Origin of the sequence: Streptomyces sp. NPDC047880, assembly GCF_040706515.1 — a bacterium.
Lineage (GTDB): Bacteria > Actinomycetota > Actinomycetes > Streptomycetales > Streptomycetaceae > Streptomyces.
In genome coordinates, this window is the sequence record NZ_JBEZOK010000001.1 from 406,317 (window position 1) to 426,245 (window position 19,929).

Here is a 19,929-nt window from a genome sequence, read left to right on the forward strand (position 1 = left end):
CGGAGAGCGCCCCTTGTCGTCTGCTTCCTCGTCCGCTGCTACGGCACCTTGACCCACTGCGCCTTGCTCGGGGTCCCGTCGGCGTCCGTCACGAACATCATGTACCAGCCCGCCTGCACCAGGTTCCGGTTCTCCGGCACGGTCACCGTCAGCTTGTCGCCGGACGCCTTGAAGTCCAGGGCGATCGACCGCTGGTCGACATCCGTGACGTGCGTGGCGGCGCTCGGCCGGATCAGCCGGACCTTCTTCACCTTCGCCGCGTCCGACGAGGTGAACGTCCCCGTCCCGCCGCGCTCGATGGTCTGCGGACCGCCCGACAGCGAGGGCTGCTCCTTGTCGCCGTACAGGTAGGGCGGCGTGTAGATCTCGATGCGCTGCTCGAACTCGCCCGGCTTGGTGTTGGCCTTGTCGGCGTAGAGCGAGTCGGAGCCGAAGAACATCACGCGCCCGTCGGGCAGCAGGATCGAACCGGAGTGGTAGTTGCGGCCCACGAGCGGGTCGGCGACGCGCCTGAGCTCGTTCTTCTCCGTGTCGTAGAGCCGCGCCTCGAAGATGTTGGAGTCGCCGCGGCCGCGGTAGTCCTCCGAGCCGCCGGAGATCAGCACGTTGTCGTCGGGCAGGATCGAGGCGCTCGGGTAGCGGGTGCCCTTGTCCAGGGACGGGCCGTCCACGAAGCGCGGGTTCGCCTTCTTCAGGTCGACGATCCGGGTCTTCTCGCTGGACTTCTCGGACTCGCCGACCCCGCCGCCGCCGACCACCATGTACTTCTCGTCCTGAGCCGGCGGCAGCAGCACCGTGCCGGACGTCTCCATCAGGGTGGGGTCGCTCAGGCCGGGTATCTTCGAGAACTTGTTGGTGTCGACGTCCCACACACCCGGCTCACGGCCCACGTTGTCCGGCCCGTAGCCCGCGTTGGACCCGGAGTAGAAGACCTTGCCGTTCTGCATGAGGAACAGCGCCGGGTACGTCGGGAACTGCCGGACCTTGCCGGTGTAGGCCCACTTCTTGGTCTTCGGGTCGAAGATCTCGTTCTTGCCCGGGACCAGCTGGCCGATGTCGTCGAGGCCGGAGACGCTGAGGATCTTCCCGTCGCTCAGGGTGGTGAGCGTCGGGTACCAGCGGGCCTCCTTCATCGGGTCGACCTTGATGTACTTCTCGGCGACCGGGTCGAACTCGAAGGCGTCCCGGATGCCCTGGAAGTCCTTCTTGTCGAGGGCGAGCTTCTGGGCGATGCCGTAGGTGTTCTTGGCGGCGGCGCCCTTCAGGCCGTGCACGCGGTAGTTGTCCTGCGTGCCCGTCTCGAACTTCTTGCCCCGCTTCTGCGCCTCGACGTAGATCCGGCCCAGGCCGGGGTCGTTGCGCAGGAACTTGCCCGTCGCCTTGTCGAAGACCTTCTTGGCGCGCGGCACGAGGACCGGGTCCTTGGAGACGAAGGTCTTGCCGTTCTTCTTGCCGGTGAACGTGGTGCCCGCCGGCAGGGTGATCGGCTCGTCCGGGTTCTCGTTGTGGACGATCATCAGGCCGCCGGCCTTGGTGACGTCACCCTGGAGCTTCTCGTAGCGCTTGGTGCCGCCGGCTATCAGGAGATTGCCGTTGGCGAGCTGGGTGTGTCCGGTGCAGAACAGGTCGGCCGGTGTGGGCACCTTCTTGATCGTGCCCTTGACCGGGTCCCAGATGCGGGTGTCGAACTTCTTCGCGTCGAAGTTGTCCTGGTTGTTGCCCGAACCCGCGACGAGCAGCACCTTGCCGGTGCGCAGCAGCGCCGCGTGGATGGTGTTCTGCCGGTACTCCTCGGGGAAATCGACAATCTCCCACTTGCCGTTCGCGGCCTTGTACTCCGGCTTGTTGATTGTGTACTGGTGGTATTTCTCGGTGCTGAAGCGGTAGAGCCACGGCCCGTTCATCCCGGCCAGCGCGAGTACCACCGCCGTGCCGATCGCGAGTCGACGGGCCCGGCGGCGGCCTGCACGGTCGTTCATTCCTTACGTCCCCCAAGTCCACCAAGGGCGATCTGCATGGTCTGGTCGGATCCCCCGACCTCCCCGTGTGCGCCCGGGGCGGCGGCCCAAGTGGGCTTCTGCTGCGGGGTGTGAGCCGACGGCTGCTGCGGGATGGGCAGCGGCTGCGTCCGGTTCGGACCCGCAGGGTCCTGCGGCTGTCCCGCGGCGTGGGCGGCGGGCTTCTTCGCGTCCTGCCGCAGCTGCCAGCGCCAGGCGAACACCGGCGAGGCGGTGATCAGCAACGCGAACGTGGCCCAGATGATCATCGCGGGATGCGAGTGGCCGAAGACGAAGCCGGCGGCGATCGACGCACCGAAGATCGCGACGAAGTACCAGTGGTAGCGGAACGTGCCGAACCAGCGGTCCGGGCTCGCCGAGTCGCCCTTGGGCGTCACCACGAACTTGCTCTTGCGCCGCAGCACGGAGTCGATCAGCGCCTTCGCGTACAGCGGCGCCGACAGCGCGGACATCACCATGCCGGCCACACCGCCGGAGCCCTCCGGCTCGTGCGGCGAGACGTTGTGCCGGCGGTTCCAGACGTACAGGCCGATCTGCAGGGCGGAGGCGTTGCCGTAGAGCATCAGCCACACGGCCGGGTCGATGTTCACACCCGAGGCGCCCAGGCCCAGGAACAGCGCGCAACTCAGCGCCGCCAGGATCCAGTTGAGGGCCGACATCGGGTAGAAGATGATCATCATCGTGTAGTTGAAGAGCTTGCTCGGCGGCAGCGAGTACCAGCCCTTCCAGTACTGCCCGATGATCGTCTCGTACGTCCCTCGCGACCAGCGCATCTGCTGGGTGAAGAAGTCCGTCCAGGCGCTCGGGCCCTCACCGACGGCGAGCACGTCCGGCGTGTACACCGAGCGCCACTTCTTCCCCGTCGCCGGGTTCTTGTGGCGGTGCATCTCGAAGCCGGTCGCCATGTCCTCGGTGATCGAGTCGTACAGACCGCCGATCTGCTTCAGCGCCTTGATGCGCACCGCGTTGGACGTGCCGACGAACATCGGGGAGCCGTAGCGGTTGCCGGCGCGCTGGATCAGCGCGTGGAAGAGGAACTGCTGCGACTCGGCGGCCTTGGTGATGGGGTTGTCGTAGTTGCCGTAGACCTGCGGGCCGATGACGAAGCCGACGTCCGGGTCGCGGAAGAAGCCGAGCATCCGCTCCAGGTAGTTGGGCAGCGGCACGTGGTCGGTGTCGACCGAGGCGAAGAAGTCGTAGTCGTCGCCGTGCGCCTCGAGCCAGGCGTTGTAGTTGCCGTGCTTGGTCTTGGCGCGGTGCGGGCCCTTGGCCTGGTTCCACTTCGCGACGCCCTTGCGGGAGAAGTGGTGCACGCCCAGGCGCTCGCAGACCGCCTTCACGTCGGGGTCGTCGCCCTCGTCGAGCAGCCACACGTGCATCAGGCCCCGGTGGCGGATCTTCACCGCCGCCTCCAGGGTCTTCGTCACCATCTCCAGCGGCTCCTTGCCGGGCACGAAGGAGGTGAGGAAGGCCACTCTGGTGCCCGTCTCGGGCACCACCGGGATCGGGTCGCGGGCCACCAGTGTGGCGTGCGCGTTGGACAGCACGTTCATGCAGCGGAAGAACTCGATCAGACCGATCGAGACGAGCATGACCATGTCGAGTGCGGGCAGCCAGTCGAAGGCGGGGTAGTCGCGCTCGGTCCAGTGCTCGGGCTGGAGCAGCCAGAACAGCAGCACCAGGGACAGCACCGGGGCCGCGGCCAGCATCAGGGCGACCCGGATGCGGTGCGGCTCCTGCGAGATGAGCGAGCGGTACTGCACCTTGTACGGCTTGTTCGGATCCGGCTGGGTGAGGGGACCGGCGAGCCGGCTGTAGTGCTCGTAGTCGTATCTCGGCAGCGTCTTCTTGATCCGCCGGAAGGTCCCCGTGGTGCTCATCCGGTGCCCCGGCACCCTGAGCTGCGTAGTCTGGGACGGGTCGTTTTCCTGCCGGGCACCCGTGGGCCTCGACGTCATGAGTCATCCCCCCACACGCGGAAAGCCGCGTGTTTCGTAGCTTCGTACCGTCTGGTGCAGGTCCCCCTCGACCTTCACAGACGTATCAGTGGTGGATCGCAGTCACCACGTCATCCACACCCTATAGACACGGCAACGCGACCTTCCGGTTGCATGATGCCCCCCACGGCATCGGTTCATCGAACGGGGCCCCTACCCCCGCCCAGCCGCAACCGGTTCCGAATCCCCCCAACTGCCGCGAAAACGCAGCATCCTGTAAAACGAGAAGACCAAGGTTCTACGGCGTCCATCATGATCGCAAGATGCGAACACGGTGGTAACCGGTCATACGCGTTCATTGTGGCGGGTGTGGGGGGCCTGTGGAGCCGTTGTCGACAGGCGGGCGCGGATGTTTCCGAAGTGCTCCCTTATGGCCTCCTCCGCCCGCATCGCGTCCCCGGACCGCACCGCGTCGAGGATCTCCCGGTGCTGCCGGCAGGTCACCTTCGGGTCCTGCGGCTCACCCCCGAGGTCCGTGCGGACCCGGTGGAAGGCGTCCCAGAACGCCTCCAGGACCTCGCACAGCAGTACGTTGCCCAGCCCCCGGTAGAGGGTGGCGTGAAAGGCACGGTCGGTCTCGGCGAGGCCGGCTCCGCGCGCGGCCTGCTCTTCCATACGGTCGACGAGCGCGTCCAGTTCAACGAGGTCCGCTTCCGGCATCCGCCCGGCGAGCCTGGACACCAGCCCTGTCTCCACCGCCTCCCTCAGCTCCAGCAGCTGGAGCAGGGAGTCCTCGCCCCGGTAGTGCCCGGCGACGGTGCGGAAGGCGAGGCCCTCGATCATCGGGGCCAGGGACATCGGGCCGACGTAGGTGCCGAAGCCGTGCCGGATCTCCACGATGCCCATCGCCTGGAGCGCCTTCAGCGCCTCCCGCACCGAGTTCCGGCTGGCGCCGAGGTGCTCCATCAGCTCGGGCTCGGTCGGCAGCGGGGCCCCGGAGGCCAGCCTGCGGTCGATGATGAGCTTCTTGATCCGCTCCTGTAGGTCACGCGCTGCCATGGCCAGAGGGTATCCGGCCAGGCCCGGAGGGAGGCCTCGGAAGGACGAACGAAGACAAACAGAAGGCCCCTCGCTGCTGCGAGGAGCCTTCCGGTCGGTGCGCCGCCAGGGACTCGAACCCCGGACCCGCTGATTAAGAGTCAGCTGCTCTAACCAACTGAGCTAGCGGCGCTTGCTGACGTCGTAACCCTACAGGACGTCGAGGGGTGCTCCTGACCACCTGCCGGGGCGCGGGCCTCCCGCCCCGGCCGCCGCGTACATCATTCGGACCGTCAGCATGCGCGTCCGGAAGACAGTTGCGAAACTGACGACGCGCGCCCTCCGGTGCACGGGCGCCGCATCTTTCCGCCGGAAGTGTGAGGGGAATCGCATGGTGTCTCCGGTATTCGAGGAAATCGACCCCGCGAGCGATTGCGACTGCCCCGGCTGTGTCCACTGGCGCGGTGTCCTGCCGCATTCCTGGGCGGGCCGCACCAGCGGTCACCCGGCCGCGCACCGGGTCCTCGCCCTGGCCGCGGTGGCCTCCGCGGCCTTCGGCGCGGGCCACGCCGTACCGGCCGCGGCCGCCTCGTACGCCCCCCACCGTCCCGGTGTTCCCGCAGGTGACGAGCCTGATAGCCCCCAGGGGGCGACGGCTGCCCTGTATGGCCCCGCCGGCAGTCCGGCGAAGCCCTCCGTCGCCCCCAAGCCCACCTCCATCACCCGCACGGAGATCATCAACCGGGCCAGGACCTGGGTCGCCGCGAAGGTGCCGTACAGCATGAGCGCCTACTGGTCCGACGGATACCGGCAGGACTGCTCCGGCTATGTGTCGATGGCCTGGAAACTGCCCGGAAACGAATGGACGGGCAGCCTCGCCCAGTACGGGGAAAGGATTTCCAAAGAGGAACTCCAACCGGGCGACATCCTGCTGTTCCACAATGCGTCCGACCCCGAGAACGGCTCGCACGTCACCATTTTCGGCGGCTGGACGGACAGCGCTCACACCTCGTACACCGCCTACGAGCAGACCCGCCCGCACACGAGCCGCCAGACCACCCCGTACGCCTACTGGAACAATTCCGCCCTGTACGTCCCCTACCGCTACAAGGGCGTCGTCCCGGAGGAGCCGGCCACCCAGCCGGGCGGCGGCACACCGGGCGCCCCGGCCGCCACGCCGTACCCGGGAGCGGCGTATTTCGGCCCCGGCGCGAACAACAAGTACGTCACGCAACTCGGGCGCATGCTCGTCGCGCGCGGGGCCGGCGGCTCGTACGCGTCGGGGCCGGGGCCGCGCTGGACCGATGCCGACCGGCGGGCGACCCGGGCGTTCCAGTCGGCGCAGGGCTGGACGGGGGCGGAGGCCGACGGCCTGCCCGGCCCGCACACCTGGGAGCTGCTCGTCACCGGCAAGGGCAAGGACGTGAAGGAGGGGGCGGTCGGCCCGCCGCCCGCCTCCCACGGCGTCCCCGGCTACCCGGGGCGGGCGCTGTTCCGCCCCGGCGCGAACAACACCTACGTCACCCAGCTGGGCAAGCAGCTCGTGAGCAAGGGGTACGGCAGGTTCTACCGGGTCGGGCCGGGGCCGCACTGGAGCGAGGCGGACCGGCGCGCCGTCGAGGCCTTCCAGCGCGCCCAGGGCTGGCGGGGCGGCGCGGCGGACGGCTACCCGGGGCCGGAAACCTGGCGGCGCCTTTTCGCGTAGGGCCCCGGCCCCTGATCGGCCTTGGCCGGTTCTCCCCGATCGGCCCCCCTCGGGCGGGCCCCGAACCCCGGCCGGGCCCTCCCTCGGGCCCCGCACCCGGGACCACCGTTGTGACGCATCTGGCGCGGAGGCTGGAGGCACGCATGAGTACGACCACTTCCCACACGTCCGAGCCCGACGGGCCGGCCGAGGGGCCGTCCCGGCCCGCCCGGCTCATCCAGAACGAGGCCACCACCGAGATCCCCGTCCACCTGTTGTTCCGTGACGACGCCGACCCGGCCCCGGTGCCGCTGAAACCGGCGGTCGTCGGCCGCAGGCAGGGGACGGGGGAGCAGCCGCGGCTGCGGCGCCCGGCGGTCACGCCGAAGCGCCCGGTGCCGCAGGTCGATCCCGACCTGGTGGAGCGGCCCGCGCGGGTGCTGCCCGGAGCGGCGGGCGTACTGGCCGGGGCCTGCGGCGCGGCCGGGTGTGTGGCCACCTCCTGGTGGGCCGGGGTGCTGCCGCCGCTCGTGGTGGAGGCGCTGCGGCTGCCCGCGTACGCCGGGGCCGGGCTCGGCCTCGCGCAGTGGGCGGCGTACGCCGGGACCGGGGCGCTCGGGCTGTTCGGGCTGGGCGGCCTGGCCCGGGGCCGTACCGGGCGGGCCTGGGTGCTGGGCCTGTTCGGGCGCTACCGGGGGACCGTGCGGCGCTCCGGTCTGCTGTGGGTCAACCCGTTCCTGCTGCGCCGACGGGTGGACGTACGGCTGCGGCACTGGCGCAGCGAGCCCGTCCCGGCGGCCGACGGGGGCGGGGTCGCGCTGCGGGTGGTCGTCCTGGTGGTGTGGCGGGTGCGGGACACCGCGCGGGCCGTGCTGGGCGTCGAGGACCACGAGACGTATCTGCGCGAGTGCGTCGAGGCGGCGCTGGCCCGGGTGCCGGTGGAGATGCCGGGCGGGCCGCGGGGGGCCGGGGAAGCGGCGGGCGAGACGCTGACCCGGCTGGTGGCGGCGGACGCGGCCCCGGTCGGCCTGGAGGTGTTCTCGGTGCAACCGGTCCGCGTGGAGTACGCCCCCGAGATCGCCGCCGCGATGCACCGCCGCCGGATCGCGGCACTGGACGCGCGGCACCGGGCGAGCGTGCTCACCTCGGTCGTGGACTCGGTGGAGGACACGGTGACCCGGCTGACCACGCGGGGGCTGGTCGAACTCGACGACTACGAGCGGAAGGCGCTGGTGAAGGACCTGACGGTGGCGTTCTGCGCGGGCCGGGGGGAAACAGCTCCGTGATTGGTATGGACATGTTCAACTAACGCCCATAATCTCGAACTTGGTCTAGACCTACACGCACGGCTCACCGAACTTCCCCCACGTTCTCCAGGAGCGGCAGCATGCGTACCAGGACCAAGTTGTCCGCAGCCGCGGTGGGACTGGCCACGACCGGAGCCCTCGTACTCTCCTCCGGCGGTGCCAGCGGCCACGGCTACACCGACCTCCCCATCAGCAGGCAGAAGCTCTGCCAGAACGGCACCGTGACCAACTGCGGCTCGATCCAGTGGGAGCCGCAGAGCGTCGAGGGCCCGAAGGGCTTCCCGGCCTCCGGACCGGCCGACGGACAGATCTGCAACGCCGGCCTCGGCCAGTTCAGCCAGCTCAGTGCCCCGCGGACACCGTCCGGCGGCGCCTGGCCCGCGACCAAGGTGACGGGCGGCCAGAACTACACGTTCCGCTGGCAGTTCACGGCCATGCACGCCACCACCGACTTCAAGTACTACGTCACCAAGCCGGGCTGGAACCAGAACCACAACCTGGCCCGGTCCGACCTCAACCTCACCCCGTTCTTCACGGTGCCGTACAACGGGCAGCGCCCGCCGTCCACGCTCTCCCACAGCGGCAGGCTGCCGACCGGGCTGAGCGGCCGGCACGTCATCGTGGCCGTGTGGACGATCGCCGACACGGCCAACGCGTTCTACGTCTGCTCGGACGTGACCTTCTGAACCTCTGAGGTTCCCTTGAGTCACCGGTGCGGCCGGCGCGGGTAGGTTCCTCCCACGCCGGCCGCTCGAAGGCCGCCCAGGGCCTCGGGGGAGCTCATGGAAATCTTGTTCTGCATCGTGCCCACGCTCATGATCGCGGTTGCTTCCTGTGCCGTGGTCGTGGTGATCCGCCGCTCTGTGCGGGTCAGCCGCGCCTGGAGCGGCGGTCTGACCGCCGAGGCCCGCTGTCTGCGGACGTACACCACGACGAGTGGGGGCGGCGACAGCTCGGTGCGCACCACTCTGCACCACGTGTACGAGTTCACCACGCGCGACGGCCGCGGCGTCCGCTTCGAGGAGCGTGGCGGGCCGGGGACGACCCTCGAGGGCGACATCGTCACCGTGCACTACGCGGCGGACCGCCCGGAGCACGCCACGGCCAGGCCCCCGGCGCAGGGGAAGCTCGTCGCGGGCACGGGATGTCTGCTCGCCTTCCTCGGCACGTTCATCCTCTTCGCCGCCGGCTTCATGGTGGTGGCGTACACGATGTTCTCCGCCGTGGGTGACTTTCCGCAGCCGTAGCGGTCCACATCTGACGCTTCGTCAACTACCGTGCGCGCCATGGACTCCAGGGCGAGCACGGTCGCGGAACTGATCACCGCCCGGTGGGGTGACCACCGCCCCGGCCTGCGGTGCGAGGACCGGACCCTGACGCACCACCAGGTGGCGGCGGGCGCCGCGGCCCGGGCCGCACTGCTCACGGACCTCCTCCCCCCGGCCGCCGAACCCCACCTCGGCGTGCTGCTCGACAACAGCCCCGAGTTCCCGCTGTGGCTGGGAGCGGCCGCCCTGGCCGGGGCGGCGGTCGCCGGGATCAACCCCACCCGCCGCGGCGCCGAACTCGCCCGGGACATCCTCCACACCGAGTGCCGCGTCCTGATCACCGAGCGGGCTCACCTGCCGCTGCTCGAAGGCCTGGAGCTGCCGGGAGTCCGCCTCCTGGTGACGGACACGGCGGAGTACGCCGAGCTCCTCACCCCGTACGCCGGTGCCCGTCCGGACCCGGGCCGGGCCACTCCCGGCGACCGTCTCCTGCTCTACTTCACCTCCGGCTCGACCGGCGCCCCGAAGGCCGCGCTCTGCTCCCAGGGCCGCCTGGCAGCCGCCGGCCGCTCGCTCGCGGACCAGTTCGCCCTCTCCCCGGACGACGTCCACTACGTCTGCATGCCGATGTTCCACGGCAACGCGGTGATCGCCGACTGGGCACCCGCGCTGGTGACCGGTGCGACGGTGGTGCTGCGCCGCCGCTTCTCGGCGTCCGGGTTCCTGCCGGACGTACGGCGGTACGGGGCGACGTACTTCACATACGTGGGCCGGGCGATCCAGTACGTCCTGGCCACCGAGCCGCGTCCGGACGACCGGGACACCTCGCTCCGCCTGGGTTTCGGCACGGAGGCGGGCGCGGTGGACGCGGCGGCCTTCGAGCGGCGCTTCGGGGTGCGGCTGGTGGAGGGCTACGGCTCGTCGGAGGGCGGGGCGGCGATCACGTGGTCACCGGGCACGCCGTCGGGTGCGGTCGGCCGGGCGGCACCCGGGCTCGTCGTCCTCGACCGGGAGACGGGGAAGGAGTGCCCGGCGGCCGTGTTCGACGGTGCGGGTCGACTGCTCAACGGAGACGCGGCGATCGGCGAACTGGTCAACCTGGGTCCCAGCCCCTTCGAGGGCTACTGGCGCAATCCCCGGGCGGAGGCGGAACGCGTCAGGGACGGCGGGTACTGGACGGGCGACCTCTTCTACCGCGACACCGACGGCTACCTCTGGTTCGCCGGCCGCACCGACGAACGCCTCCGCGTCGACGGGGAGAACCTGGCGGCCGCGATGATCGAGAACATCCTGGCCCGCTACGAGGGGGCGGAGGCGGTCTGCGTGTACGCCGTACCGGACCCGGTCACCGGCGACCAGGTGATGGCGACGATCGCCGGTTCGTTCGACCCGGAGTCCTTCGCCGCGTTCCTCGCCGCCCAGCCCGATCTGGGGACGAAGATGGCGCCGCGGTTCGTCCGGGTGGTGGAGCGGATGCCGGTGACGGCGACGAACAAGATCCACCGGGCGGCGCTGCGCAAGCAGGGCTTGCGCTGCCCGGATCCGGTGTGGTGGCGAGGGCCGGGGGAGAGGGGATACCGGGTGCTGGAGCTAGACGCGTCGGGTCAGCCGCTGCCAGGCGGGTGAGAGGCGGGGGCGCAGGAGCATGACGCCCTGCTGGGTACTGACGGCGATGTCGAAGCCGGGCAGGACGACGAGTGAGGTGACCATGGCGGGGATCGGGGCGCTCCAGATCAGCTCGCAGCCGGGCAGGTGACACAGGGCGACTCCGTGTCTGTCGCTCACGGCCACGAGGGTCTCGCCGTTCGGAGCCTGTCCTGTCCAGAGGATGCGGGACGCCTGGACGGGGAGCGTCCGGGTGGTGTGCGGGGTGCTGGAGTTCCAGACAGTGACGGGGGCGAGGACGTTGTCGTCCCCTCCAGCGGGGTCCATGTAGAGCAGGAGCGGCTCGCCGTCGGGGGTGACGGCCCAGCGGACGAAGTATCCGTGGCCGCCGGAGAGGTCGCGGGAGCGGGCGCTGAACGCGCGGCGCTCGTCCGGCCGTTCGGGATGAACGGCGTACTGCTCACCCGTGTCGACGTCGAGCACGGCCGCCAAGCCGGTGCGGGCGGTGAGGGCGACGTAAGAAGTGCCCTGAGGCCCGTGGTGGGGTGTGATCGTGGTGATCTCCGGTGGCAGCAGGAGAGGCTCGTGCCTCAGCAGTCGTCCCGCTGCGGGGGCCAGCAGGTATGCCCGGCTCGTCTCGCTTGCCGGACCCACAGGGGTGTCGCGCGACACATAGGAGCCGTCGACCCGTGTGTCGCCATGTCCCGCACTCCTCACGACGGCCAGGAGAACGGCCTCTCCTTCCGTGGAGATGTAGCCGGCCGTCACGACGGTGTCGTCCTTCTCCGTCTGCCACGGGACGGTCACGGTGTCGCCGGGCCCGGTGGTGCCCGTGACCAAGCCGGCGGTTCCGCCCGCGGAATCGTAGGAGATGACGCGGGGTCGGGTACTGCCGTTCGGGGCGGGCAGCAGATGCACGACAGTCCGCGTCGGAACCTCCCGCAGTGCCGGGTGGCCGTGCTTCTCGATCTCCCCGTCGCCGCGGAGCGAGGCGACGGAGACGGTCATGGTCGACCTCCCCTCCTCGAAGCTCCCTCCCTCACACAACAAGACGTGCAGCGCGGCGGCACGCGTGTCCTGCAGGCAGTGCTGGTCGGTCCACGGCGGCATCTCGGCCACACGCGTGGCCGCGGCGGACGCGTCGTGGTCGGATCGATCGAGCAGACCCGAGTCGAGGGTGCGGATGCCGTGCCAGGAACTGGCGACCACTTCCGTGCTGCTTCCCGGCCACATGAGCAGTAACTGAGTGTGGGCCATGTCGAACTCGCCCGTGTCGGTGTCGTGAACGGACTCCGCGACAGCCGGGGAGTCAGCCCGGTTCCAGTGCCACAGACGGGCGGTGCCGTCGTTCCCGACGGTCAGGATGTCGAGACTGCCGGCGGTCGAGGTGGTGAGCAGGTGGAGGGCGCACACCGCGCTCTCGTGACCCTGCAGCGGCACGCCCACGCGTCGGCCGGTCCCACAGTCCACCACCTGGATCCCGCTCCTGAGCCCGGCCGACAGCGCGTGCGTCAGACCGTCCCGGGCGAGAGGGGCGACCGTGTAACTGGTGGTATCGGCGGTCACACGGATCACGCTCGGCTCGGCTCCCGTCCTGAGCGTCACCTGGGTACGGCGACCGGCCGCCACATAGGAAGCACCGAGGCCGGGGTCCACCGTGAACCCTCCGGACGGCGCCCAGTCATGGTCGCGCCGGATCGACGTCGTGTCCCGGGTCGCGACGTTGAGCAGCGTGAGACGAACCGAGTCCTGTTCGTCGTCGTCGCTCTGCTCGAAGAAGGCGAGGACGGTGGTGCCGTCCGGCTCCTGCTCCCTGGCCTTCAGCCGGGGCCTGTCCAGCCCGTCGACGAGGACACCGCCGCCGATCTGTTTCTCCAGCGCGTGCAGGGAAACGGTGCCGCCGCTCCGGTCGCACACCACCAGCCACCCGTCGGGCCCACCGCACCACGCAAGGAGGGCACTCGGCTTGTTCTGCCACTCCGGTCCGTCCGACGTCACACAGGGCACCTCCAGCAGTGACTCACCGCGGAGTGCGTCGAGGACGACGACCTTCCCCGTCCCCTGCGCAACGGCGACCGCCGTACCGTCGGCCAGGACGCCCAGATCACCGAACTCACTACAGCCGGGCAGGGTGTGTCGACTCACCAGGGAGAGGTCCGACAGATCCCAGACGCGCAGCTCCGACCTGTCGTCGAAGGTCACCGCCAGGGAACGGTTTCGATAGGACAGCACCTTCAAGCCGCGCACAGGGTGCGAGTGCGGCAGCACCATCGCCTGCGACGGATCGTCGAGCGGCCACACATGCACCTCGGTCGACTGATACGAGACGGCCACCACCAGGTGGCGGCCCTGTTCGGTGACCAGGTCCCGGATCGTCCACCCGTAATGGACCGACGTGGTGGAGTACGTGCCCTTCCCATGCCGCCCCACGATCCTGTGGGGCGTCACCCGGCGCGGTTCGGTCCACATGCGTCGCACGCTCCGGGACAGCTCGACCGCCCTGCGTGCGAAGTCCGTCGCCCCATGCGTCCGCGCCACGAAGGCCAGTTCGGCGGCGGGATCCGGGTGCGGTCCGTGGCGGCCCGTCAGCAGGTCCGCGCAGCGTTCCACCACCATCGCCAGCAACGGATTCCGCTTCGCGTGCTGCACCGCCGGGACCAGCCCCGCCGCGGCCGCCGCCAGGACGAAGGACGGATCCTCGATCAGCTCGTCGATCGCACCGGACGCCGCGGCATGGGTGGCCAGATGGTCACGGGTGTACGGCTCGGCCCGGCTCCAGTCACGGCCACCGGCCCCACCGGACGGCACCAGGTCCAGCAGCGTGCTGACGAAGCACTCCTGCACACTGCTCAAGTCCCGGTACCGCAGCGCCCGCGCCTTGAGATGGTCCGCCAGCTCCTGGTGGTAGAGGCGGAAGTACTTCCGCCCCTCGACCTCGACCGCCGTCAGGTACGACCCGTCCTCCTCCAGTAACGCGTCGACATCGGACTCCGTGAGGGTGATGCCGGAGAGGCGGGACGCCACCCGTGTCCAGACGGCCGTGCGGGGGACGCCGTGACCCTCGCCGAAGGCCAGGGTGGTCAGGAGGGGCAGGGCGCTCGTGCGCGCATCCCGGGGCATGCGTTCCAGGTATGCCTGGAACGCGCTGGCCGTGTCCGACGGTAACTGCCGCGCCCACCCGGGCACCGTGACGTCGACCCGCTCGCCGCGGCACAACGCGGTCGCGGTCATCCGGGCCACCAGGAAGCAGCGCCCGGCCCGCTGCGCCACGCCCTCGGCGACGACCCGCGCGGTCGCGGGGTCCGTCTCATAGGGAGAACCGGCGTCCGTGAGGATGCGCTCCACGTACTCCGCCGTGCTGGTGTCCTCGCTGTAGTCGGCGCTGTCGAGGTCGATGACGGGCACGCGGTCGCCGAGGTGCAGGAGCAGTTCGCGGCGGACGCCGACGACGAGGCGGACGCAGGGCACGGTGGCGAGGTGGCGCAGCAGGTCCCACGCGATGCGACGTGCCTCCGCCTTGTCCCCGGCCGGGCCGGCCTCGTCCAGGGAGTCGATGACGACGCGGAAGGGGCTCTCCCGGTCGGCGAGCCCGGCCAGCAGTTCCGTGGGGCCGACCGCGGTGAGGTCGGCGGCGGCCGCCAGCCGGGCCACCAGGTCGTCGATCGTCTGGTGCCGGGCGTTGATCGACACGTCGATGCGGTGCTCCGCGCCGTCGGCCTTAGCGTCGAGCACCAGGCGTCCCAGCACCGCCGACTTGCCCGAGCCGGGCGCGGCCGTGACGACGAGCGGTCCGTTGCCGCCCGGGCCGGCCAGGCGGGCCCGCAGGGCGTCCAGGGCCCGCTTGCGGCCGGTGAAGTAGGAGCCCGAGTCGTGTACCTGTTCCACACCCCGGCCACGGGGGCTGAAGTGGGAGGTGAGGTCGCCGGCGTCGCCGCCGGGCCCCTGATCGGCGCCTGCCTCCGCCCGGGGATCGTGGCGGGGGTTGGGGAAGAACGGCGCCTGGACCGTCTGGTCGGTGACGGAGCAGGCGCAGTGCTGCCGCCGTCCGGCCTGCTCGAACGCCCGCGTGATCCGGTCGGCGAGCTTGGCGGGCGCGAGGTAGCGCTGGGAGGGCCCGTCGCCGAGGGCGTACGCCCGCTCCAGTTCCGCCGGGAACACACCGTCCTGGGCGAGGTCGCGATGGCGCGCGGACACCATCACCCAGGTGCCGGAGCCGGCGGAGTCACCGCGCGGCCGGACCGCCACGTGGGCGTCGGCCACGGCGCCGATCCCGGCGGCACCATGCCCGGCGTGGCAGGCGTCGATGACGACCAGCACGTTCCGCAGCGGTGACGCCGACAGCGTGGAGGTGAGGTTCTCCAAGGAGAGCCAGGAGCGCGGTCGCCGCGCGGTGCTGGCGGGGCAGGCGAGGCGGTAGCCGCCGGGGTCAGGGCGGTCGCCGTGACCGGCGTAGTACAGGACGAGCACGTCGTCGGGGGTGAGGTCGGCGCCCGCGCACCAGTCGGCCACCGCGTCCTCGAAGTCGGCCGCGTCGGGGTCGAGGGACACCTCGTGCAGGATCCGCTCGTAGCCCATGCCCTCGAAGAGGGTGGCGATGCGCCGTACGTCCTCGTGCGCCTGGGGCAGCTCGCCGAGCTCGCGGTAGGAACGCGTCCCGGCGGCGATCAGGAACCGCCTCGCTCCGGCGCTCTCCTCCGGCACCGTGGGTCCCGCCAAGATCCCTCCCCGACGTCCGCCTACGACGAGAAGGGGCCTCTCGCTCCCACGAGAGGCCCCTCATCCGTGCGCCGCCAGGGACTCGAACCCCGGACCCGCTGATTAAGAGTCAGCTGCTCTAACCAACTGAGCTAGCGGCGCATGACTCTCGCCTGCCACCGGAATCGGGTTCCGCGGCGGGCGACGGAGAAAATACTACCCAATGCCGAGGGGTGCTCCTGACCACCCGGCATCCGGCTAGATCGCCATGGAGAGCAGCACCGGTGCGGCGTGGCGGTTGAGGGTGTCCGCGGCCTGGCGCAGGCGGTGGGCGTGCTCGACCGGGAGGGACAGGGCCAGGCAGCCGACCAAGGAGCCGGCCGTGATCGGGACGGCCGCGCAGACCGTGCCGATCGCGTACTCCTGGAGGTCCAGGACGGGCACGGTGGGCGGCTGGGCCTCCAGGCGGGAGAGCAGGAGCCGGTCGCTGGTGATGGTGCGCGAGGTGAGGCGGGCCATCTTGTGCCGGGCGAGGTGGTCGCGGCGGCCGGCGTGGTCGAGCTGGGTGAGCAGGCTCTTGCCGATGGCGGTGGCGTGGGCCGAGGAGCGGAAGTCGACCCACTCGTTGACCTTGGGCGCGGACGGGCTGTCGGCGTACTGGGTGATGCTGATCTCGCCGTCGACGTACCGGCTCATGTAGACGGCGGCGCCGACGGAGTCACGCAGCCGGTCGAGGGCGCGCTGGAGTTTGTCGCGCAGGGCCTGCTCGCGGTGGTGGGCGGAGCCGAGGCGGGCGAGCGTCTCGCCCGTGACGTACGCGCCGTCGGCGATCTGCTCGACGTGGCCCTCGCGGCGCAGCATGCGCAGGAGCGTGGTCAGCCGCTCCGGGGTGATGCCGGTGCGCCGGGCCAGCTCGGCGTCGGTGACACCGCTGGTGCTCCGCGCCACCGTCTCCAGGACGCGCAGGGCTTCCTGGGCCGAGTGGTACGGGGTGGTCGGCTCGTGCTTCAGCGCCACGGTGGTCTCCCCCTGCGCTTGCTGTAGGGCCGTGATCCGGTCAGTGAACCTGTTCCAGGTTAACCGGCAATGGGCTTGTCAGGAGCGGGGGTTGACAAGATTCCCGGGGCCCCGGACTGGGGCAATGACACTCCGGCATATGCCAGACGCATGCCCCAGTCCCGCCCTCGTCGCAGGGTGGGGAGTTCTTCCTGCTCACGGGGTGTAGTCACAGAACTGCGCTGAGGAACTCCCGTGTCCGGTCCAGCTCCGGGTCGCTGAAGATCTTTTCCGGGGTGCCCGACTCGATGATGCGCCCGGAGTCGAACATCAGTACCTGGTCGGAGATGTCCCGGGCGAAATTCATCTCGTGGGTCACGCAGAGCATCGTGATGTCCGTGGAGCGGGCGATGTCCCTGAGGACGTCGAGGACACCGGCGACCAGCTCGGGGTCGAGCGCGGAGGTCACCTCGTCCAGGAGCAGCACCTGCGGGCGCATCGCCAGGGCCCGGGCGATCGCCACCCGCTGCTGCTGGCCGCCGGAGAGCTGGGCCGGGTGCGCGTCGCACTTGTCGGCCAGGCCCACCATGTCGAGCAGCCCCTTGGCCCGCTCCACCGCCTCGTCCTTGGAGAGGCCGAGGACGGTGACCGGCGCCTCGGTGATGTTCCGCAGCACCGTCATGTTCGGGAACAGGTTGAACTGCTGGAAGACCATCCCGATCTTCTTGCGGACCTCGCGGACCTGCTTGTCGGGGGCCGGGAACAGCTGCTGCCCGTCGACCGTGATCGTGCCCTCGTCGGGCTTGAGCAGGGTCATCAGCAGCCGCAGGATCGTGGTCTTGCCGGATCCGGACGGCCCGATCAGGGTGACGTGCTTGCCGGCGTCGACCGAGAAGTCCAGGTGGTCCAGGACGGTGTTGCTCCCGAACCGCTTGGTGACCTGCTCCAGCCGGATCAGTTCACCGCCACCCCGGGCGGGCGTCTTCTCGGGATCGGTGCCGGGATTGGGGAGAGTGTCAGTGGGCAAGGCGTCGCTCCAGGGCTCGCAGGGCAAGGGAGGCCAGGTAGGAAATGACGATGAAGGCCACGCCGATCACCGTCAGCGGCTCGGTGAACTGGAAGTGCTCCTGCGAGTACAGGCGCGCCTGGCCGAGCATCTCCAGCACGGTGATCGCCATGACCATCGGCGTGTCCTTGAGCATGGAGATGACGTAGTTGCCGAGCGCCGGCACGACGCGGCGCACCGCCTGCGGCAGGATCACCGCGGTCCACGTCCGGCGCAGTGGCAGGTTCAGCGCCGTCGCCGCCTCCCACTGGCCGACCGGCACGGCCTCGATGCCGGCCCGGTAGACCTGCATCGTGTACGTCGAGTAGTGCAGCCCGATCGCGAAGACACCGGTGGTCAGCGCCGAGAACGTCACGCCCCACTCGGGCAGCACGTAGAAGAGGAAGAACAGCTGCACCAGCAGCGGGGTGTTGCGGACGAACTCCGTCACCACGCCGACCGGCCACGTCACCCAGCGCGAGGGCACCCGCATCAGCAGCGCCCACACCAGCCCCAGCGCGAAGGAGATCAGCGAACCGAGGGCCAGGATCTGCAGGGTGACGAGCAGACCCTCCCACAGGTGCGGCATGAAGTCGCTGACCGCGCTCCAGTCCCACTTCATGCGACTGCACCTCCCACACCGGTGGTCTGCGGACGGTCCAGCTCCTGGTCGGGCGTGCTCCCGACGGGCTTGCCCGTGCCGGTCTTGAGCTTGCGCTCCAGGCCGCGCATGCCGCGGGTCAGGACGAAGGCGATCACGAAGTAGATCAGCAGCACGATCGTGTAGATCTCCGCGCTCTCCTGGAGCGCCAGGCGCACCAGGTTGCCGCTGAACGCCAGGTCACCCATGCCCATGATGGACACCAGGGCGGTGCCCTTGAGCAGTTCGACCAGCAGGTTGGAGAACGGCGGGATCATCTCCGGCACCGCCTGCGGCAGCAGGATCAGCCGCAGCCGCTGCCAGGGCGTGAAGCTGAGCGCGATCCCGCCCTCTTTCTGTGCCGGGTCGACCGCGTTCAGCGCGCCCCGCACGATCTCGGAGCCGTACGCCCCGTACGTCAGGCCGAGCGCGAGCGTGCCCGCCCACAGCGGCACCAGCTGCCAGCCGAAGGCGATGGGCAGCACGAAGTACACCCAGAAGATCATCACCAGCGCCGACGTGCCGCGGAACACCTCGGTGTAGACGCCCGCGAGGAAGCGGACGATCCACAGCCGGTGGGTGCGCGCCACGCCGACGGCGAAGGAGACCGCGGCGCCCAGCAGGGCGCTGCAGACGAGCAGCTGGACCGTGACCCAGACGCCCTTGAGTACGAGTTCCCAGAGTCCCGAGGTCATCCGCCGCAGAGCTCCTTCGCGGTCAGATCCGTCATCTCGGCCTCGGTGAAACCGAACGGCTTGAGGATGCGGAACAGCTCGCCGCTCTTCTTGAGCTTGCGCAGCTCGACATTGAAGGCGTCGCGCAGCTTCGTCTCGGTCGGCCGGAACGCGAAGGCGCCTCCGTCGACGTGCGGCTTGCCGTCGACGACCGGCTTGAACGGATCGGTGGCCTCCGCCTTGGCGGACTTCTTCACCACCTCGCGCACGGTGAGTGCCGTACCGGCGAACACGTCCACGCGCCCCGCCTCGACGGCGTTCAGCCCCGCCACCTGGTCCGGCACGATGAGGATGTCGCTCTCCTCGTACCCCGCGTCCACGGCGTACTGGATCTCGGCGTAGCCGGTCCCGGTGGCGAACTTCGCCTTCTTCCCGACGACGTCCTTGTAGCTGTGCAGCCCCTTCGGGTTGCCCTTGCGCACGATGAACGCGTCGAGCATCTGGTAGTCGGGGTCGGAGAAGATGACCTGCTCGCAGCGCTCGGGGTTCACGTACATCCCGGCGGCCACGACGTCGAACTGCTGGGAGTTCAGGCCCGGGATGAGCGAGCCGAACTCGGTCGGCACGGGCTGCACCCGGTCGACGCCGAGCCGCTTGAAGATCACCTTGGCCAGTTCCGGTGCCTCACCGGTCAGTTCACCGTTCTTGTCGATGAAGCCGAACGGGATCTCGCCGGCGATGCCGAGACGGACGACGCCCGCCGCCCGGAGCCGGGCGAGCAGGTCACCGCCCTTGGCGTCCGACGCGATGGCGACCCTGCTGCATCCGGCGGCGCCCAGCGCGCCGAGCGCCGCCACCCCCGCGAGCAGCGACCGGCGGGCGGGCCCGGAGCCGGGCCGGGATATGGGTTCGGGACCTCTGAGTGGGCTTCTCTGTGGTGGAGCCATGGGCGCGCGGCTACCCGACCGCCTCCGGGTTATGCCGATCTTTTCAAGCCCCGCACGTACCCCGCGCGCTCTTGA

14 protein-coding genes and 2 tRNA genes are annotated in these 19,929 nt (G+C 70.1%); 5 read left to right on the top strand and 11 right to left on the bottom strand.

The window, feature by feature from the left end:
• Positions 1-38: 38 nt before the first annotated feature.
• The 4 genes from AB0937_RS02050 to AB0937_RS02065 form a co-directional block, all read right to left on the bottom strand.
• A complete protein-coding gene (locus AB0937_RS02050; RefSeq protein ID WP_366709010.1) occupies positions 39-1,979 on the bottom strand; it encodes a kelch motif-containing protein in 1,941 nt (646 codons plus the stop codon).
• Entirely contained in the window at positions 1,976-3,976 is a 2,001-nt protein-coding gene (locus AB0937_RS02055) for a glycosyltransferase family 2 protein (protein ID WP_366709011.1), read from the bottom strand. Before AB0937_RS02055 ends, AB0937_RS02050 begins: the two co-directional genes overlap by 4 nt.
• A gap of 324 nt (positions 3,977-4,300) precedes the next feature.
• Positions 4,301-5,014, bottom strand: a complete 714-nt coding sequence (locus AB0937_RS02060) for a FadR/GntR family transcriptional regulator (RefSeq protein WP_366709012.1) — start codon at positions 5,012-5,014, stop codon at positions 4,301-4,303.
• Positions 5,015-5,112: 98 nt separating this feature from the next.
• Positions 5,113-5,186 (bottom strand) — tRNA-Lys (locus AB0937_RS02065).
• Between the two features lie 198 nt (positions 5,187-5,384).
• Between AB0937_RS02065 and AB0937_RS02070 the strand changes: the two genes are divergently transcribed.
• The 5 genes from AB0937_RS02070 to AB0937_RS02090 all read left to right on the top strand — a co-directional run bounded on the left by AB0937_RS02070 (position 5,385) and on the right by AB0937_RS02090 (position 10,878).
• On the top strand, positions 5,385-6,698 hold the full coding sequence (locus tag AB0937_RS02070) for a peptidoglycan-binding protein (protein ID WP_366709013.1): 1,314 nt from the start codon (positions 5,385-5,387) through the stop codon (positions 6,696-6,698).
• A gap of 143 nt (positions 6,699-6,841) precedes the next feature.
• Positions 6,842-7,963: an SPFH domain-containing protein gene (locus AB0937_RS02075; RefSeq protein ID WP_366709014.1), complete on the top strand. Its 1,122-nt coding sequence runs from the start codon at positions 6,842-6,844 to the stop codon at positions 7,961-7,963.
• Between the two features lie 101 nt (positions 7,964-8,064).
• Positions 8,065-8,670: a lytic polysaccharide monooxygenase gene (locus AB0937_RS02080; RefSeq protein ID WP_366709015.1), complete on the top strand. Its 606-nt coding sequence runs from the start codon at positions 8,065-8,067 to the stop codon at positions 8,668-8,670.
• Positions 8,671-8,766: 96 nt separating this feature from the next.
• Positions 8,767-9,231 carry a DUF3592 domain-containing protein gene (locus AB0937_RS02085; RefSeq protein ID WP_366709016.1) on the top strand — a complete coding sequence of 155 codons (465 nt, stop codon included), beginning with the start codon at positions 8,767-8,769 and terminating at the stop codon, positions 9,229-9,231.
• A 39-nt stretch (positions 9,232-9,270) separates the two neighbouring features.
• Positions 9,271-10,878: an AMP-binding protein gene (locus AB0937_RS02090; protein ID WP_366709017.1), complete on the top strand. Its 1,608-nt coding sequence runs from the start codon at positions 9,271-9,273 to the stop codon at positions 10,876-10,878.
• Here AB0937_RS02090 and AB0937_RS02095 read toward each other — a convergent pair.
• The 7 genes from AB0937_RS02095 to ehuB form a co-directional block, all read right to left on the bottom strand.
• Positions 10,843-15,573, bottom strand: a complete 4,731-nt coding sequence (locus tag AB0937_RS02095) for a caspase family protein (RefSeq protein WP_366709018.1) — start codon at positions 15,571-15,573, stop codon at positions 10,843-10,845. The two genes, AB0937_RS02090 and AB0937_RS02095, sit on opposite strands and share 36 nt — an antisense overlap.
• A 67-nt stretch (positions 15,574-15,640) precedes the next feature.
• A tRNA-Lys gene (locus tag AB0937_RS02100) sits at positions 15,641-15,714 on the bottom strand.
• A gap of 96 nt (positions 15,715-15,810) precedes the next feature.
• Entirely contained in the window at positions 15,811-16,569 is a 759-nt protein-coding gene (locus tag AB0937_RS02105; protein ID WP_366709019.1) for an IclR family transcriptional regulator C-terminal domain-containing protein, read from the bottom strand.
• Positions 16,570-16,777: 208 nt separating this feature from the next.
• Entirely contained in the window at positions 16,778-17,575 is a 798-nt protein-coding gene (gene ehuA / locus AB0937_RS02110; protein WP_366709020.1) for an ectoine/hydroxyectoine ABC transporter ATP-binding protein EhuA, read from the bottom strand.
• Positions 17,565-18,215, bottom strand: a complete 651-nt coding sequence (ehuD, locus tag AB0937_RS02115) for an ectoine/hydroxyectoine ABC transporter permease subunit EhuD (RefSeq protein ID WP_366709021.1) — start codon at positions 18,213-18,215, stop codon at positions 17,565-17,567. The genes ehuA and ehuD overlap by 11 nt, the downstream gene beginning before the upstream one ends.
• Positions 18,212-18,928 (bottom strand): ectoine/hydroxyectoine ABC transporter permease subunit EhuC, encoded by a 717-nt coding sequence (ehuC, locus tag AB0937_RS02120; RefSeq protein ID WP_366709022.1) that lies wholly within the window; start codon positions 18,926-18,928, stop codon positions 18,212-18,214. Before ehuC ends, ehuD begins: the two co-directional genes overlap by 4 nt.
• On the bottom strand, positions 18,925-19,854 hold the full coding sequence (gene ehuB / locus AB0937_RS02125) for an ectoine/hydroxyectoine ABC transporter substrate-binding protein EhuB (RefSeq protein WP_366709023.1): 930 nt from the start codon (positions 19,852-19,854) through the stop codon (positions 18,925-18,927). Before ehuB ends, ehuC begins: the two co-directional genes overlap by 4 nt.
• Positions 19,855-19,929 lie beyond the last annotated feature (75 nt).